14 protein-coding genes are annotated in these 16,097 nt (G+C 73.0%); 9 read left to right on the top strand and 5 right to left on the bottom strand.

All coding sequences use genetic code 11. The features are described from left to right. Positions 1-31: 31 nt before the first annotated feature. The gene (locus ACFPIJ_RS17365) at positions 32-901 is read right to left on the bottom strand and encodes an SDR family NAD(P)-dependent oxidoreductase (RefSeq protein WP_380116063.1); all 870 of its coding nucleotides are present in this window, start codon (positions 899-901) and stop codon (positions 32-34) included. A 71-nt stretch (positions 902-972) separates the two neighbouring features. On the opposite strand from ACFPIJ_RS17365, the gene ACFPIJ_RS17360 reads away from it, so the two are divergent. After that, positions 973-1,401: a winged helix-turn-helix transcriptional regulator gene (locus tag ACFPIJ_RS17360; RefSeq protein ID WP_380116062.1), complete on the top strand. Its 429-nt coding sequence runs from the start codon at positions 973-975 to the stop codon at positions 1,399-1,401. A gap of 5 nt (positions 1,402-1,406) precedes the next feature. Here ACFPIJ_RS17360 and ACFPIJ_RS17355 read toward each other — a convergent pair whose 3' ends face one another. Continuing rightward, complete coding sequence (locus tag ACFPIJ_RS17355; protein WP_380116061.1) at positions 1,407-2,285, bottom strand: hypothetical protein; 879 nt, start codon at positions 2,283-2,285, stop codon at positions 1,407-1,409. A gap of 162 nt (positions 2,286-2,447) precedes the next feature. Between ACFPIJ_RS17355 and ACFPIJ_RS17350 the strand changes: the two genes are divergently transcribed. Both ACFPIJ_RS17350 and ACFPIJ_RS17345 read left to right on the top strand, forming a co-directional pair. Then, a complete protein-coding gene (locus ACFPIJ_RS17350; RefSeq protein ID WP_380116060.1) occupies positions 2,448-3,527 on the top strand; it encodes a hypothetical protein in 1,080 nt (359 codons plus the stop codon). 65 nt (positions 3,528-3,592) lie between these two features. Beyond that, complete coding sequence (locus ACFPIJ_RS17345; RefSeq protein ID WP_380116059.1) at positions 3,593-5,992, top strand: Hsp70 family protein; 2,400 nt, start codon at positions 3,593-3,595, stop codon at positions 5,990-5,992. Positions 5,993-6,038: 46 nt separating this feature from the next. Here the strand turns inward: ACFPIJ_RS17345 and ACFPIJ_RS17340 are convergent, their stop codons facing one another. Next, positions 6,039-7,268, bottom strand: coding sequence for a GNAT family N-acetyltransferase (locus ACFPIJ_RS17340; protein ID WP_380116058.1), 1,230 nt, complete (start codon positions 7,266-7,268; stop codon positions 6,039-6,041). Between the two features lie 150 nt (positions 7,269-7,418). Between ACFPIJ_RS17340 and ACFPIJ_RS17335 the strand changes: the two genes are divergently transcribed. The 3 genes from ACFPIJ_RS17335 to ACFPIJ_RS17325 all read left to right on the top strand — a co-directional run bounded on the left by ACFPIJ_RS17335 (position 7,419) and on the right by ACFPIJ_RS17325 (position 11,593). Next, on the top strand, positions 7,419-8,210 hold the full coding sequence (locus ACFPIJ_RS17335) for a class I SAM-dependent methyltransferase (protein WP_380116057.1): 792 nt from the start codon (positions 7,419-7,421) through the stop codon (positions 8,208-8,210). Between the two features lie 266 nt (positions 8,211-8,476). Beyond that, positions 8,477-10,207 carry a tetratricopeptide repeat protein gene (locus ACFPIJ_RS17330; RefSeq protein ID WP_380116055.1) on the top strand — a complete coding sequence of 577 codons (1,731 nt, stop codon included), beginning with the start codon at positions 8,477-8,479 and terminating at the stop codon, positions 10,205-10,207. Positions 10,208-10,333: 126 nt separating this feature from the next. Beyond that, positions 10,334-11,593 carry an ammonium transporter gene (locus ACFPIJ_RS17325; RefSeq protein WP_380116053.1) on the top strand — a complete coding sequence of 420 codons (1,260 nt, stop codon included), beginning with the start codon at positions 10,334-10,336 and terminating at the stop codon, positions 11,591-11,593. Positions 11,594-11,824: 231 nt separating this feature from the next. On the opposite strand, the gene ACFPIJ_RS17320 is transcribed toward ACFPIJ_RS17325, so the two are convergent. Beyond that, positions 11,825-12,295: an RrF2 family transcriptional regulator gene (locus ACFPIJ_RS17320; RefSeq protein WP_380116052.1), complete on the bottom strand. Its 471-nt coding sequence runs from the start codon at positions 12,293-12,295 to the stop codon at positions 11,825-11,827. Between the two features lie 90 nt (positions 12,296-12,385). On the opposite strand from ACFPIJ_RS17320, the gene ACFPIJ_RS17315 reads away from it, so the two are divergent. Next, positions 12,386-12,886 (top strand): cupin domain-containing protein, encoded by a 501-nt coding sequence (locus ACFPIJ_RS17315; protein ID WP_380116051.1) that lies wholly within the window; start codon positions 12,386-12,388, stop codon positions 12,884-12,886. Here ACFPIJ_RS17315 and ACFPIJ_RS17310 read toward each other — a convergent pair. After that, a complete protein-coding gene (locus ACFPIJ_RS17310) occupies positions 12,860-14,356 on the bottom strand; it encodes an ankyrin repeat domain-containing protein (protein WP_380116050.1) in 1,497 nt (498 codons plus the stop codon). The genes ACFPIJ_RS17315 and ACFPIJ_RS17310 overlap by 27 nt on opposite strands. Positions 14,357-14,423: 67 nt before the next feature. Here ACFPIJ_RS17310 and ACFPIJ_RS17305 point away from each other — a divergent pair, with 67 nt between their 5' ends. Together ACFPIJ_RS17305 and ACFPIJ_RS17300 are read left to right on the top strand one after the other, a co-directional pair. Further along, positions 14,424-15,449: a Gfo/Idh/MocA family protein gene (locus ACFPIJ_RS17305; protein ID WP_380116048.1), complete on the top strand. Its 1,026-nt coding sequence runs from the start codon at positions 14,424-14,426 to the stop codon at positions 15,447-15,449. A gap of 29 nt (positions 15,450-15,478) precedes the next feature. Further along, complete coding sequence (locus ACFPIJ_RS17300) at positions 15,479-16,093, top strand: lyase family protein (RefSeq protein ID WP_380116047.1); 615 nt, start codon at positions 15,479-15,481, stop codon at positions 16,091-16,093. Positions 16,094-16,097 lie beyond the last annotated feature (4 nt).

Genomic DNA, 16,097 nt, shown 5'->3' with positions numbered 1-16,097 from the left:
CGCGACCACGGCGTCCTGTTGCATGCCCGGTTCACCCGGCGCTGTTGTCGAACGGATCCGGATCAATGCCCGACCGGATCAGCAGGCGCGCCGTCATCGCCAGGACCTGATCGCCGTACCGCGGGTCGCGGGACGTGGCCGAGGAGCGCGCCGGCCGGCCCTTCGCGTAGTAGCCGCCGGTCGCGGAGTCGAGGGCGCGGTCGCCGGCGAGCCTGACGGCGGTGCGGGCGCCGTGTTCGGGGCTGGCCAGCAGGAACCGGGCCGGTCCCTGGAAGAACCGGAAGGCGCCGCCGTTGCGCCCGAAGCCGGTGGCGACGTTGCCGGGGTCGGCGGCGTTGACGGTGATCTCGTGGTGGTCGAACCGCCGCGCGAGGGCATAGGTGAACGCGAGGTTGAGCAGCTTCGCGTCGCAGTACGCCCGCCATTGGCTGAACCGCTCCGGGTACGACCAGTCGGCCAGCCGCCGGCCGAGACGCTCCACCGTGGACGACACGTTGACCACCCGCGACGGCCGCCCGGCGGCGACGGCGCCGCGGCGCAGCACCGGGAGCAGCAACGCGGTCAGCGCGGCCGGGGCGACGTGGTTGACCGCGATCGTGCGTGCAATGCCGTCCGGCGACAGGTCCCGCCGCGGCGACGCGCCGCCGGCATTGTTGACCAGGACGTGCAGCCCGTCCTGCGCGGCGGCGGTGACCTGCTCGGCGAGGGCGCACACACCGGCCACCGAACCGAGGTCCGCCCACACCGGCACACCACGCAGGTCGCGGGCCGCCGCCACCGCGCGCTCCTCGGTCCGGGCATGGACGAGCACCCTCGCCCCGGCCCCGGCGAGGGCCTGCGCGGTCGCCCTGCCCAGGCCGCCGGACGCCCCCGAGACGAGCACGGTCGTTGCTGATGACATTGCCATGCACCGAGCCTCGCGGCGGCGGTGCCGCATGACAACCAGGCACCCTCAGGGTATATAGGTACCTCGTGGATACTATCGCTGACCTGCGCCAGTTCGGCGGCGCGGATGTCTATCTGCGGTCCTGCCCGTCCCGCGGCGTGCTGGACGTGATCGGTAGCAAGTGGACGGTGCTCATCGTCCCGGCCCTCATCGACCGGCCGCTGCGCTTCGGCGAGCTCAGGCGCAGGCTCGACGGCATCACACAGAAGAGTCTCACCCAGGCGCTGCGCCAACTGGAGCGGGACGGCTTCGTCAACCGGACGCAGTTCCCGACCATCCCGCCCCGGGTCGACTACGCGCTGACCCCGCTCGGCCGCCGGGCGGCCGATCTGCTGAGCTCGATCCGCGACTGGGCCCAGGACAACCTCGTCGAGGTGCTCACCGCCCGCGCCGCCTACGACACCCGCCCCGCCGAGCCGCCGTTCCCGCCGCCGGGTCACGCCGAGGCCCCATGACGCGGTTACAGGCCGACGGTCGTCAGGTCGCGCAGGCGGGCCGGCAGCGGGGGCACCTGCAGCGCGCCCGCGCACGCGTCGAGTTGCCTGCGCACGTCGGCGCCCCACAACGTCCAGGTCCAGCCGGGCCATGCCGGCGCGGTGTCGATGAGCGCGCCGCAGAGCCGGTCGATGCACCACAGCGCGCCGGTGCGGGCGGCCTGGTCCAGGTGCAGCCCCCAGCGGGGCAGTTCTGACCGCTCGAGGCCGGCGAAACCGGGCGCCATGGCTTCGACCTTCGCGGCGGTGGTGTAGGCGATCGAGGTCTGGTCATCGGCGGCCAGGTACAGATCCAGCGAGTCGTCGGGGCGCCGGATGCTCAGCACGCCCTTGTACCAGTCGTTGGGCCGGTCCGGGCGCAGATCGTCCGGACCGTCGAACGGGACCGGCAGGTCCGCGAGCCGTTGCTGGTCCGGAAACTGCGTGTCCCGTAGCGGAGCGCGGTCCAGGCCGAGATACGCCGCGAGGTCGAGCACCCCGTCGAACGCCCACCGCACGTGCCAGCCCGGCCACGTCTCGACCAGCCCGGCGAACCCGTCGACGAACGTGGCGTAGTCGTCGGGTTCGTCGAACGCGAGCAGCACCCGCCGGTCGTGGTCGATCAGGGCGGCACCCTGACAGCTGCCGTCGGTCATGAGCCCGTTGACGGGTGTGACACCCGTCCATCGCAGCGCCTCGGAGGTGTTCGGCGGCACTGCATCGGGCAGTTCCTGCGGTCGCAGCGCCGCGGTCGCCGCTTCGGGCCCGGGGAGCAGATCGGCCACGATGGACGTGGCACCCCAGCGCGACCAGCCCAGCACCGTCGTGCCCCGCTCGATGATGGCGTAATTGGCTCGGTTTCCCACAAGCAGCCATCATGCCGCCCGGCGCGCCGGCCGCCGAACGGTTTAACGCTCCCATCGTACGACCCGGCCGGTGCCGGCGTCGTCAGCCCTGACGTGGATCTTTCGGCGGCCCGGCTCGGATACGTTGACCAGGCCCTACCGGCCACCAGGGAGCGAGGCACCGTGGACCTGCCGCACCAGACCCTGCCCGCCCGGATCGGCGGTCGCATCGAGACCGCGGAAGCCCTGACCCACAACGAGGGCAACGCCGCGACCGGCGGGATCTGGCGGGTCCGCGGCCCCGGCGGCAGTGCGATCCTCAAGGTCGCCCGGCCGCCCACGGCCGGACCGGCCGGCTCGCCCGCGTGGCAGACCAGCGATGAACCCACCCACTGGAACTTCTGGCACCGGGAGGTGTCGGCGTACACGACCGGCTTCGCGGCACGGGTCTACGCCGATGCCGGCATCGCCGCGCCCGAGCTGCTGGACGTCGCGGAGCGCTCCGACGGTGCGGTCGAGCTGTGGCTGGCCGACGCCCGCGGCGCCCCCGGCATGTCCTGGCCGGTGGATCGCCTGGCGCGGTTCGCCCGGCAACTGGGCGTGGCGCAGGCACGGTGGGTCGACCGGGTGCCGGACCTGCCGTGGCTGTCCCGTCGCTGGCTGCCGCAGTACCTCGCCGAAGGACCGGGCCGCGCCGCCTGGACCGACGGCGACGAGCACTGGGACCATCCCGTCGCCGCGGTCTGGCCGGCCGCCGTGCGGGACCAGCTGCGGCGGCTGCGGGCCCAGCGGCACACCGTCCTCACCGCCGCCGAGGAGGCCCCGCGGACGCTCTGCCACCTGGACGTGTGGCCCACCAACCTGATCGAGGACGGTGCGACCACGGTGCTGCTGGACTGGTCGTTCACCGGTGAGGGCGGCATCGGCGAGGACGTCGCCAACCTCATCGTGGACAGCGTCGCCGACGGGCTGATGGACGCCGCGCTCCTGCCGGACATCGCCGCCGCCGTCACCGCGGAGTACATCGGCGGCCTGCGCGACGGCGGGTGGACCGGGCCACCGGACCAGGTTTGCCGGGCGATCGCCGCCTGCGGCGCGGCGAAGTACAGTTGGTTCGCGCCGCTCGCGCTCGCCCGCGTGGTCCGCGACGGCACGTTCGGGCACCCGCAGTACGGCCGCGACACCTCCGCGGCGTCCGCCCTGCAACGACTCCACGGCCTGGTCACGCTCCTGGCGGACTGGTCCCGGACGATCGTGCACTGATCCGGTCCCGCGAACGGACGCATCGGCCGGTGTTCTTCCGGACCGGAGATCCCTAGATTGGCCGCGTGATCACGGATGGCTTCCGGCTGGGCATCGACTTCGGCACCTCCTCGACCGTCGCGGTGCTCGCCGACGGCGACGGACGCGCCCAGCCCCTGCTCTTCGACGCCTCGCCGCTGCTGTCCTCGGCCGTGTCGGCCGGCGACGGCGTGGCGCTGTTCACCGGGATGGACGCCGAGCGGGCCGCGGTCGCCGCACCGGCCGGGCTCGAGGCCAACCCGAAACGGCGCATCGACGACGGGACGGTGTGGCTCGGCGACCGCGAGCACGCGGTGGGCGACCTCGTCGCCGCCGTGCTCGGCCGGGTCGCTGCGGAGGCGGCCCGGGTCGCCGGGGGACCGCTGTCCGGGGTCGTGCTGACCCACCCGGCGGTCTGGAGCCGCCCGCGCCTCGCCGTCCTCGTCGACGCGGCCCGCCGCGCCGGGTTCGGCGACGTCGGGCTGGTGGCCGAGCCGGTCGCCGCCGCGGCCTACTTCCTCACGGTGCTCGGCCGGGAGATCCCGGCGGGGAAGTCCCTCGTCGTGTACGACCTGGGCGCCGGCACGTTCGACGTGAGCGTCGTGCGGCAGAACCTCGACGGCGTCGTGGAGGTGGTGGCGACCAACGGCCTGAACGACGTCGGCGGCCTCGACCTCGACGCCGTGGTCGTCGCGCACGCCCGCACCCTGACCGCGGACGCGGCGGCATGGGGCCGCCTGGACTGGCCACAGTCGGCGGCGGACCGGCAGGCCCGGCAGACGCTGTGGCGGGGCGCACGGGCGGTGAAGGAGCAGCTGTCGCGGCACCCGGCGGCGCGGCTGCTGGTGCCGCTGGTCGACGTCGAACTGCACCTGACCCGCGAGGAGTTCGAGCGGGCAGCCCACCCGCACCTGGACCGGACGGTGCAGCTGACGCTGCGGACCCTGCGCGAGGCGGGCCTGCCGCCCGAGGCGATCGCCGGCGTGTTCCTGGTCGGCGGTGCTTCGCGGGTACCGCTGGCCGGGACGCTGCTGCACCGGACACTGGGCATCGCGCCGACCGTGATCGACCAGCCCGAGCTCGTGGTCGCCGCCGGCAGCCTCCTGAGCCGGCCGACCCCCGCGCCGGCCGTGCACCCGCCGTCCGCGCCCGTCTCGCCGCAGCCGTCCGAACCGATCTCGGCGGTGCCGGTCGCGCCGGTCTCCCCGGCGCCGCCGATGCCAGCCGTCGCACCGGTTTCGGCGGTGCCCGTCGCGCCGGTCTCCCCGCCGCCGTCCATGCCCGCCGCCCCACCCGTCTCGGCGGTGCCGCCCGAACCGGAACCCGGACCCGGGCCTGAACCCTCGCCCGAACCCGGGCCTGAACCTGGGCCTGTGGCCGCCGCCGGACCGGACCTCGAGGACGGGGAGGCGCCGACGCGCAGGCCCGTCTCGAGGCGTGCGCTGCTGCTGGCCGGGATCGCCGCTCCCGTGGCCGTGGCGGGCGCCGGCACGGCGATCTGGCGGCCATGGGAACCCCGGACGCTGGCACAGGTGCGGGGCGCGACCTTCGTCACCCAGCTGACCGGGCACACCGGCACCGTGTCGTTCCTGGAGTTCCTGGCCGAGGAGTCCGGGGTGCTGTTCTCGTCGGGTCAGGACGGCAGCGTCCGCTTCTGGAACACCGCCGACCACAGCCAGATCGGCAACCCGCTGAACAGCCACACCGGGTCGATCAGGGGGTACCAACTGAGCCCCGACGGCAGGACCCTCGTCACCGGCGGCTCCGAAGGCTTCGTCTACCTGTGGGACACCAGGAACCGCAGGTCGGCGGCCAGGCCGCTCACCACGCTGGCGCAGATCCAGAGCGTGGCCCTGAGCGCCGACTGCAAGCGGGTCGCCGCCGTTGACTCCAGCAGCCATCTGCTGCAGCTGTGGGGAGCGGCCGACGCCAAGCCCACCCAGGCGCTGAACGACAAGAACCATCCGATCAACTTCGTCACGTTCCACCCCACGAACCGCGGCGTCTTCGCGACCGACTGGGGCCACGACGTGCGGCTGTGGAACGCCGACTCGGGCCAGCCGACGGGCACCGACATGAGCGGCAACACCGATGGCATCAACCGGATCCGCTTCAGCCCCGACGGCAAGCTGGTCGCGTCGGTCGGTCACGACCGGCGGGTCCATCTCTGGGACACCGCCACCCGGCAGGCGGCCGGCACACCGATGGAAGGCCATCAGGGCGGCCCGATCCTCGGCGTGGCGTTCTCGCCGGACGGCGCGACCATGGCCACGGGCGGCTCCGACAACGCGGTCCGGCTGTGGAACGTCGCCACCCGCACGCAGATCGGGCAGCCGCTGACCGGCCACACCAGGTCGGTCTACAGCGTCGCGTTCTCGCCCGACGGCCAACTGCTCGCCAGCGGCTCGGACGACGAGACGATCCGCCTGTGGAACCTGACCCGCTAGGGCCGTCACAACCCGGATGGCTTCACCGGGTTGTGACGGCCGTGGGTCAGAACCAGTGCAGGCAGTGCGGGTGCCGCTCGGCGCGGAACAGGATGTCGGCGAGGGTGGCCGCGTCCGAGCGGTGGGCGCGGATGTGTCCGGCCCGGACGAGCGTGCTGGGCGCAGTGCCGCCGAGGTAGATCGAGCCGAGGTCCCTCACGTCCAGGGAGAGGTCGGGGTCCCGATCCGTGGGAACGCAGTCGGCCTTGCCGTCCCGGACGGTCAGCAGGTAGCGGTGGCGCTCGCCGAGGAACGGGTCATCGACGTCGAGGACGAGTTCGCCGTCGGTGAACCAGCCGCGTGCGGTCAACGCCTGCGGCACGTCCAGCAGCCGCACCCAGAGCCAGTCGGTGTCGCTGCTCACCTGGGCGGCACGGAAGTCCGCCAGCTGCCAGCGCAGCGGGTGCCCGGGCGGGAAGTGCTTGAACGCGACCTGAGTGACGAGGTCGTGGCCGAGCAGGAATCCGATCAGGGCGGTGGAGACGGCGTCGTCGGTGGCGATGGTCTCGTCGACCGTCAACGTGCCGTCGCTGAGCGAGTAGCTGGCGTATCCGTCCGGGACACCGTCGGCGTCGCGGTGGACGGCGACGTAGCGCGGCGCCTGAGCGATCGGGGGTTGCCCCGCGCCGAGGGCCCACCAGCGGTGCGGCCGGGACAGTGCGCCAGGCTGTGCACGGCGGTACCGGTCATAGACCTCTTCAAGGATCTCGCCGCACTCGGCACGCCGCATCACCTCGACCGAGCTGGTGCCCGAGTCGGCCGCGACGTCTGCCCGTCCGTGCGCCCGCAGTGCAGCGAGGGCGCCCTGGTGGCGGGCCACCGTGATCCGTCCCGTGTAGGTCGCCGGTCCGTAGCCGAACCTGCCGTAGATCGGGGCCTCGGAGGCCAGCAGGACGCAGAGGTACTCCCCGCGTGCCCGCAGCCCGGTGAGCTGGTGTCGCATCATCGCGGTGAGCACGCCCTGACGTCGGTGCGAGGGCAGGACGCCGACGGCGCTGACTCCAGCGGCCGGGGCGAGGATCTCGCCGGGCAGGGTGAGCTCGAACGAGTATGCGGCGGCGGTCCCAACGGGCCGCCCGTCCGCGGTCACGGCCAGCAGCCCGCGGTCCATCTCGAACGCCGACCACCAGACGCCGCTGCCGTCCTCGTCCGGGGTTTCCGGGTGGAGCCCGAACGCAGCATGGAGCGTGTTGACGAAGACGTCGAGGTCCTGGTCGGTCGTGGGACGGATTTCCATTGTTGCCGCAGCCTCCCCTGGAATTCGGGCACCACGACTGGCGGTGCCCGGCCCACAGTGCAGGGTTGACCGTTGGCCGGGTCAAGTGAATTTCGCAGGGCTCGGGAGCTGGCCAGGGCCGGTTGACTCCAGTGGAATAGGGTGGGGCGCATGGCGGGGCGGGTTCGGGCGCGGGTGTTCGGTGAGGTGGCGGACGACTATGAGCGGTTCCGGCCCGACTATCCGCCGGCGTTGATCGATGACGTGCTCGCGTATGCGGGGCTCGACGGTGCCGCGGCGCTGGAGGTCGGGGCGGGCACCGGCAAGGCCACCGTGGCCTTCGCGGAGCGGGGTGTCGCCGTCACGGCGCTGGAGCCGGACGAGGCGATGGCCCGGGTGCTGGCCCGACGGGTGGCCGGCCACCCGGATGTGACCGTCGAGGTCGGCGCGTTCGAGGACTACCGGCCGCCGCAGCCGTTCGGCCTGCTGTTGAGCGCGCAGGCGTGGCACTGGACCGATCCGGCCGTGCGGTGGCAGCGGGCCGCTGCGACCCTCGCGCCGGGCGGGACACTGGCCCTGTTCTGGAACGGTGGCCGGCCGGCGGACCCAGACGTGCGGGCCGCGATCGTGGCGGCGCACCACGCCCACGCGCCCGACATCGACACCGCCGTCGAGATCGATCCCGAGCCGACGCAGGAGGCCGAGCTCGCGACGTCGTGGCCGGGCACGGACCTGCGGGCGCTGCCACAGTTCGGTGCGCTGTCCGAGCGGCTGTACCAACGGGAACGCACCCTGTCCACAGTGGACTACGTGGCCTACCACTCGACCAAGTCGGCGTGCCGGATGCTCAGCGAACAGACCCGCGCGAAGCTGTTCCAGGCGATCCTCGACACGGCCGGGGAGCAGGTCACGCTCACGGTGGAGACGATCCTGTATCTGGCCCGCCGGCAGCACTCCGGCTGACCTTCAGCCGAACCACCGGAAGAGGAACGAGCCGAGCAGGGCCACGACCGCCACGCCGGCCAGCCGGCGGGACAGGCCGAGCCGGCCGCGGCTGTATGTGAACGCCGCCTCCTGCAGGCCCCGGCGGCATCGGATGGCCTCTCTTCCGCGTGTACCAGAAGCGATTATGCCGACGATTCCGATGGAAACGGGTGTAACCGCCCGTCTGACGTGTATCCGTCAACGCGGGGCCGCGCGGGCGGCGTCGGAGGTTCACACTGGCGGGCGTGCAGATTGTCGAACACAGCGTCATCGGCACCCGCTCGGCCGTGCTGCGGCTGCGCCGGCCGGGTGATGGACTGCAGTTCGTCGTGTTCCCCATGTTCCATGTGGCCAGCCCGGAGTTCTACGCCGAGGTGAGCGAGCGGCTCCGCCGCTGTGACCTGCTCGTGGTCGAGGGTGTCAGCGGCCGTTCGGTGCTGAGCTGGGCCCTCACGGCCACCTACCGGTTCATGCCGGTCAACCAACGGTCCGGTCTGGTGGAGGACCGCATCCCGTACGGCGCGCTGGGCGTACCGGTGATCAACCCGGACGTGACCGCGGGTGAGTTCATCCAGGACTGGCGGCGGCTGCCGTTGCGGACCCGGCTGCTCGTGTGGCTGGTCATGCCGGTGGTGACCGTGCTGCAATGCTTCGGTGGCCGCCGAAGGTTGCTCGGCCGCGAGATCGAGCTGGACGACCTGTCGGCCGACGCCGCCGACCACGAGCTGGCCGGGGAGCTGGCCGGGGAGCTCGACGGCGTGTTCGGCGGGACCCGCGACGAGCGCCTGCTGGCCGCGCTGTCGGAGATCCATCGGGAACGTTCGGCCGAGCGGATCGACGTGGCGGTCGTGTACGGCGCGGCGCACACGGCGGCGATCGTCCACGGCCTGCTCCGGCGGCATGGGTACCGCCCCCGCTCCTCCGAATGGCTCACCGTCGTGGCGCCCACCGAGCCGGCGCTGGTGCACGTACCGAAGCCTCGAACGGAACCGAAGCCGCAAGCGGAACCGAAGCCGCAAGCGGAACCGGAGACAGCGCCGGCGCGCCCCGAGGCGACCGATGCCCGCTCGGAACTCGTGCAGGTCGCCCTGGCGCGCCGGATGGCGGTCGCCGAGCCGGCCGCCTACCGGCCGAAGCTGGCCTACGCGCTCGACGCCCTGGCGCTCCGGCTGGGCGACCTGGGCCACCGCGAGGAGGCCCTGAGCGCCGCAGACGAGGCCGTGGACATCTACGAGGAGCTGGAGGAGCTGCATCCGGGCACGTACCGCACCTCGCTGGGGATCGCGACCAGCAACTTCGCGCTGCACCTGGATCGCATCGGCCGCCACGAGGACGCCCTGGCCGTCGACGAGCAGGCGGTCGAGCTGCTTCGCCTGGCGGACCGCAACGAACCCGGTCGGCGCGCGGACGGCCTCGGCCACGCGCTGACCAACCTGGCCGTCAGCCTGGCCCACTTCGACCGGGACGACGAGGCCCTCGCCGTCGCCCGGGAGGCGGTCGAGCTGCACCGCGCTGCCGGTCACCGGCCGGCCGCCTACAGCCGGGCGCTGGTCATCCTGGCCGAGCGGCTGTCTGACGTGGGCGCGTTCGACGAGGCGCTCGCCACCGCCGTCCGCGCCGCGTCCGCGGCCCGCGGAGCGACGCCGAAGGAGCTGGCCGCGGCCCTGCGCAAGAAGTCGGTGCTGCTGCTGCGCCGCTTTGCGCGGGCCGGCGAGGCGCTGGCCGCGGCCGAGGAGGCGCTGGCGCTGCAACGCCGGACGGGGCCGGCCGACAGTGCGGAGCTCGCGTGGTCGCTGCGGTACGCGGCCGAGGCGCTGCACGCCCTCGACCGCTCGGGTGAGGCGGTGGCCCTCGACGAGGAGGCGCTGCCCATCTGGCGGTCCCTGGCCGAGCGGTACCCGGCAGCCCACGAAGCCGAACTGGCCGACGCGCTCGCCGTCCACGCCGAGCACCGTCGCGCACTGCATCAGTCGTAGCGGGAATGTGACCCCGGAAACATGTCGGAAACAAGCACGTTCACCGGCTGAAACGCGGGGCCGCGACGCTGCATGCCACGCGATCAACGGCGATCACGGACCACATCGGGAAGGGGAGGGTCCGGGATGCCGGAGGGGTTCAGCGCGGGCGACACCGCCTGGCTGCTGGTGAGCGCGGCACTGGTGCTGCTGATGGTGCCGGGCCTGGCCCTGTTCTACGGCGGCATGGTGCGCATCAAGAGCGCGCTCAACATGCTCATGATGTCGTTCGCCTGCCTCGCCGTGGTCACCGTCGTCTGGGTCGTCGCCGGCTACAGCCTCGCGTTCGGCACGGACACCGCCGGCGGCCTGATCGGCTCCCTCGAGCACGCCGGGATGGCCGGCATCGGCCCCCGCGACCTCACCGGCTCCGTGCCCACCATGGCGTTCGCGGGCTTCCAGCTGATGTTCGCCATCATCACCGCCGCCCTGCTCAGTGGGGCGATCGCCGACCGCGCGAAATTCGGCGCCTGGATCGGCTTCGTGGCGATCTGGGTGCTGGTGGTGTACGTCCCGATCGCGCACTGGGTCTTCGGCGGCGGATGGATCGCCACCCACCTGCGCATCCTCGACCTCGCCGGCGGCACCGTGGTCGAGGTCAACTCCGGCGCGTCCGCCCTCGCCCTCGCCCTGGTGCTCGGGCCCCGGCTCGGCTTCCGCACCGAGGCGATGCGTCCGCACAGCCTGCCGCTGGTCATCCTCGGCGCCGGCCTGCTGTGGTTCGGCTGGTTCGGCTTCAACGCCGGCTCGGCGCTGACCACCGGCGGGGTCGCCTCGACCGCGTTCTTCAACACCCAGGTGGCCGGCGCCGCCGCGGTCGGCGGCTGGCTCATCGTCGAACGCTGGCGCGACGGCCACCCGACCACCCTCGGCGCCGCCTCCGGAGCCGTCGCCGGCCTGGTCGGGATCACCCCCTCCTGCGGCGCCGTCAACCCCCTCGGCGCCCTCGCCATCGGCGCCGTCGCCGGCGTCGTCTGCTGCTACGCCGTCGGCCTCAAGTACAAGCTCGGCTACGACGACTCCCTCGACGTCGTCGGCGTCCACGGCGTCGGTGGCCTCATCGGCATGCTGCTCATCGGCGTCCTCGCCACCGCCACGATCACCGGCGGCGACCGCGGCCTCGTCTTCGGCGGCGGCCTGGACCTGCTCGGCCGGCAGGCCCTGGCGGTGCTGGTGGTCGCGGTGTACGCGTTCGCCGTCACCTGGGTGGTCGCGAAGGTCATCGACCGCACGGTCGGCTTCCGGGTCAGCCCGGAGCACGAGCGCGGCGGCCTCGACCTCGTCATCCACGCCGAGAGCGCCTACGAGCAGCACGCCACCACCGGCCGCGTCAGCCACCTGGCGTAGGCATCCCTGGCCGGACCGGACGTGCGTACGATCTCGACGTGAGCTTCGATCTTGGGGTGTGGAAGGCCTCCGACACACCACTGTCAGTGGCAGTACGCCGTCGAGCACCGCGACGGATCCCCGGACCGGCACCGGCGGGCGGTCGCGCAGGCGATGCGCGAGTATCGGGACGGGAACGGCGACTGGGAGAAGCGATTCTCCTGGCGGAGCATTCAGCTGTGACGGCGGCGCTCACCGCAGGGCGTCGATCCTGGCCCGGGTGTCGGCCGAGGACGAGGGGTGCAGGCGGGTGACGTCGGCGCGGATGTCGGCGACGGTCTTGGCGGCCAGCTCGCGCCGCCAGGCCAGGTCGGCGCCCCGCATCGCCTGGGCGAACGCGCAGGACTGCCGGTAGTCGACGCCGGCGTGGGAGCCGGGGCCCTTGTTGAGGATCTGGTCGCAGCGCAACAGCTCCTCGGGCCCCTCGATCGCGGTCACGATGTCCAGCAGCGAGATCGTCTCCGGGGCCCGGGCCAGCTGGAAGCCGCCGCGTGGCCCCGGGACCGACGTCAGGATCCCGGCCCGGACCAGGGCCTGGAGCTGCTTGTTCAGATACGCCGGTGGCAGCTCGTAGAACGCTGCGAGCACCCCCGCCGGGGCCGGGGTGTCCAGCCAGGTCAGGTTCAGGCAGGTGTGGAGGGCCCATTCGACGCCCTGACTCATCCGCATAATCCTGGACTCTACATGTCCAGGACTTGTGACGCTCGCCATGATCGGTGGCGGCTGGAGATCCTGGACATCTAGTATCCAGGAATGACAACGAACGCCGCACTGATCCGCGCGAACACGGCCGAGGTCCTCGACAGCGACCCGGCGAGCGTCATCACGCTGCTGCTGGACCCCGAGCACACCGGCGGCGCCCTCACCGCCAACCGGACGCTGCTCAAGCACGGCACCGACGGCGCGCCGCCGCACCTGCACACCCGCTCGGGCGAGCTGTTCTTCGTCCTCGACGGCGCCCTCGAGCTGCTCGTCGGTGACGAGCTGCACACCCTGCACCGAGGGGACACGCTGTTCGTGCCGCCGAACACCCCGCACGCGTTCGCACCGGCGGACGGCCGCGACGCCGACTTCCTGGTCGTGATCACGCCGGGCAAGCCGCGGTTCGACTATTACCGGCTGCTCGACCAGGTGCACCGGGGCGAGGCCACCTGGCAGCAGGTCGGCGAGACCCAGGACCGCTACGACAACCACTATGTGGACAGCCGGGTCTGGGCGGACCGGCGCTCAGCCCTCCAGCATGGCGATCGTTGACGGGTTCCGGGACAGTTCGGCGGGGCGTTCGCCCTGGTCGTTCGTCGCCCGCGGGTCGGCACCGGCGCGCAGCAGCGCCGCGATGAGGTCGGTGCCGGCCTCGGGGTGGGCCAGCGCGGTGTGCAGGGGCGTCGCGCCGGACCGCGTCCGGGCGTTGACGTCCAGGCCGAGCGCGAGCAGCCGCGGCAGCGCCTGCGCATGGTCGAGCGAGCGCAGCGCGTGCATGAGCGTGGCGCCGTTGCGTTCGACGGCCGGCGGGAATCCGGCGTCCAGCAGCCGCAGGACGCCGTCGGTGTCGCCGTGATGGACCCGCATCCAGAGCTCGTCGTGCAGGTCCTGCACCGGCGGGGGCAGCAGCCGGAGCCCTTGGCCGCCGGTCTGCCAGTGCAGCAGCGCGTCGGCGCAGCCGTCGATGGGACCGCCCAGCGCGGCCAGCACCCTCTCGCGGGCCACGTGCCCCGGCTCGTGGTCCAGCAGGTGCCAGCGCCCGTCGCGGGCGGCCAGCCGGTGGGCCCGCCCACCGCAGTCGATCGACACGACGGCGGGCACGGGCGGGACCCACGGCCGCCTGGTCTGGGCCCGGCCCGGCAGGAGACCGGCGTGGACGAGCGGGTGCAGCGCGTCCGGGTCGAGGAGGCCGTGGCGCACGAGCTCGGCATCCAGCGGTTCCTGCCAGTCCGAGATCTGCAGCAGCGGTACGTTTGGCGGCCGGTCCCGCAGGTGCGGCACGGCGACGACGGTCGGACGGTCCCTGAGGTCGAGCCAGCCCTCACCGAGATCGACCATCCCGGCATCGCTGCCGTTGCGCTCCAGCAGGGCGAGAGCGGCGGGCACCAGCCGTGACCAGACCAGGGGGTAGCCGGCCAGGCTGTACTGCGACGTGGGTGCGGCCAGCGCCGACGCGTCGATGCCCGCGGCCGCGGCCGCCTTGCGTTGCCGGCCGGTCGTGTGCGGGCAGACCGCGTCGGTGCCGACCGGCTCCGGCCCGCACAGGGTGTGCAGCAGCGGCGCCCGCCGGACGTCCCACAGGTGCCGGTCGATCAGCGGGGTGCCGCGCGAGATGCCGACGCGGAGGCGGAACGGCCGCCGGTGCCCTTGCCTGGCACCCTGGACGAGGTGGAGGCCCGCGCCGCCGGCGAGCCGGGTCATCGGCACCGGTTCGCTGCTGGATGACCAGGAGTAGTGCCGGTCGAGTGGTTCGTGCCAGCGCAGCAGGTCCGGCGCCAGGTGCCGCAGGTCGTCCTCGACGGTGGCGGCGACCTGCGCGCCGTGCTCCCGCTCGACGGCGCGCAGGTCGATGTCCGGTGTCACGTGCGCGGCCGCGCAGGCACCACGCCAGTCCCCGGAGAGCCGGCACCCGGTCGCCGCATCGATCATGGCCGGTGGTACGGCGTACCGCCGGTGCAGCAGCCACGTCCGCACGGTGTTCGGGCTGGGCGGCATCGCCGACATCTGACGCGCTATGGCCATGATCGTAGCGGCCGGCGACGCGGTGTAGTTTTCGCTGGGAGTACCCGAGCCAACTCGAAGGACGAACGTGAGCACTCTGCCCAACGCCCGCACCGCCGACCCGCAGGACGCCCCGCCGATCAAGTGGGGCATCATCGCGCCCGGATGGATTGCGGACCAGTTCGCCGCCGCCGTCCACCGCCACTCGAAGTCCAAGGTGGTCGCGGTCGGATCGAGCTCGGCGGAGCGGGCCCAGGAGTTCGCCGCGCGGCACGGCGTCGCCCGGGCGTACGGCTCCTACGAGCAGCTCGTCGCCGACGACGACATCGACGCGGTCTACGTCGCGTCGCCGCACAGCCACCACTTCGAGCAGACCCGCCTGGCGCTGGCCGCCGGCCGGCCGGTCCTGGTCGAGAAGGCCTTCACGCAGAACGCCGCGCAGGCGTCGGAGCTCATCGAGCTGGCCCGCACCTCTGGGCTGCTGCTGATGGAGGCCATGTGGAGCCGCTTCCTGCCGCACTACGACATCGTGCGCCAGCTGCTCGCCGACGGCGCGCTCGGCGACGTGCAGACGGTGATCGGTGACCACGGCCAGCACTTCGACCTGGCCCCGACGCACCGGCTGCTCAACCCGGCCCTCGCCGGTGGCGCGCTGCTGGACCTCGGCATCTACCCGATCTCGTTCACGTCCTTCGTCCTCGGCGCCCCCGAGGAGATCCAGGCGACCGGCACCATGACCGACACCGGCGTCGACGCCCAGGTGTCCGCGGTGCTGCGGACCGGCCGCGCGCACGGGATCATCTCCACCACCCAGACCTCGGCGACGCCGACCACGGCCAGCGTCTCCGGCACCGCGGCCCGGATCGAGCTCGCGGGCCCGTTCTACCAGCCGCAGTCGGTGCGCTTCACGGACCTGACCGGCGACACGCAGCAGAGCGCGCCGGGCACCATCGCCGGCCACGAGGGCCTCGTCTACCAGGCGGCGCACTTCGCGGATCTGCTGACGGCCGGTGCCGCCGAGTCGCCGCTGCTGCCGCTGAGCGAGACCCTGTCGATCATGCAGACGATGGATGAGATCCGGCGCCAGATCGGACTCGTCTACCCCAACGAGTAGGGCCTGCCCCGTCACCGGCGATGCCGCGAATGAGGCCGGAGTTCGGCGAGGTCGAGGAGCCGGCGGCCACCGTCGGCAGCTCGACCATGCCGCACAAGCGAAACCCGCACCTGGTGGCCGTCTCGGCGGCCGTCCGCGCGCTCGTCCCGCTCGCGCTCGGGGCGCTGCAGGGTGAGCACGAGGCCGACGGCGCGGCCGAGTGGACGATGTTCGACGCCGTCACCCGCGCCTGCGTGCTGACCGGCGCCGCCCTGCCCCGGCTGCACCTGATCACCGCCGGGCTGCGCCTCGACGAGCGGCGGATGCGCGCCAACACCGGCCTCACCGCCGGTGCGTTGACCTCCGAGGCGGTCATGCTCGAACTGGGCGCCGTCGTGGGGCGCCAGGTCGCGCACGCGATCGTCGCCGAGGCGGCGCGGGTGGCGGCGGGCACCGGCCGGCGCTTCGACGGGGTGCTCGCCGCCGACCCGTCCGTCGCGGCGCACCTCGACCCCGCCGCGTCGCGCGGCTGGTCGATCCGGACTGGTACACCCGGCCTGTCCACCGACATCGCGGTGTCGACGGCCGCCCGCGCCCGCGAGACCGCCGCCGCGATCAGAGCCGGCGGTGGTGCACCCGCGAAGGCGGCCCCGGCACTGAGCTGACCCC

The organism is Dactylosporangium cerinum (assembly GCF_042653625.1).
GTDB lineage: Bacteria > Actinomycetota > Actinomycetes > Mycobacteriales > Micromonosporaceae > Dactylosporangium > Dactylosporangium cerinum.
This window is presented reverse-complemented; position numbering and strand designations above follow the sequence as displayed.

Bases quoted from the DNA above. Each gene is read 5' to 3' on its own strand.
- ACFPIJ_RS17365 (WP_380116063.1), bottom strand. From the start codon at position 901: ATGTCATCAGCAACGACCGTGCTCGTCTCGGGGGCGTCCGGCGGCCTG.
- ACFPIJ_RS17340 (WP_380116058.1), bottom strand. From the start codon at position 7,268: ATGGAAATCCGTCCCACGACCGACCAGGACCTCGACGTCTTCGTCAAC.
- ACFPIJ_RS17335 (WP_380116057.1), top strand. From the start codon at position 7,419: ATGGCGGGGCGGGTTCGGGCGCGGGTGTTCGGTGAGGTGGCGGACGAC.
- ACFPIJ_RS17325 (WP_380116053.1), top strand. From the start codon at position 10,334: ATGCCGGAGGGGTTCAGCGCGGGCGACACCGCCTGGCTGCTGGTGAGC.
- ACFPIJ_RS17320 (WP_380116052.1), bottom strand. From the start codon at position 12,295: ATGAGTCAGGGCGTCGAATGGGCCCTCCACACCTGCCTGAACCTGACC.
- ACFPIJ_RS17315 (WP_380116051.1), top strand. From the start codon at position 12,386: ATGACAACGAACGCCGCACTGATCCGCGCGAACACGGCCGAGGTCCTC.
- ACFPIJ_RS17310 (WP_380116050.1), bottom strand. From the start codon at position 14,356: ATGGCCATAGCGCGTCAGATGTCGGCGATGCCGCCCAGCCCGAACACC.
- ACFPIJ_RS17300 (WP_380116047.1), top strand. From the start codon at position 15,479: ATGAGGCCGGAGTTCGGCGAGGTCGAGGAGCCGGCGGCCACCGTCGGC.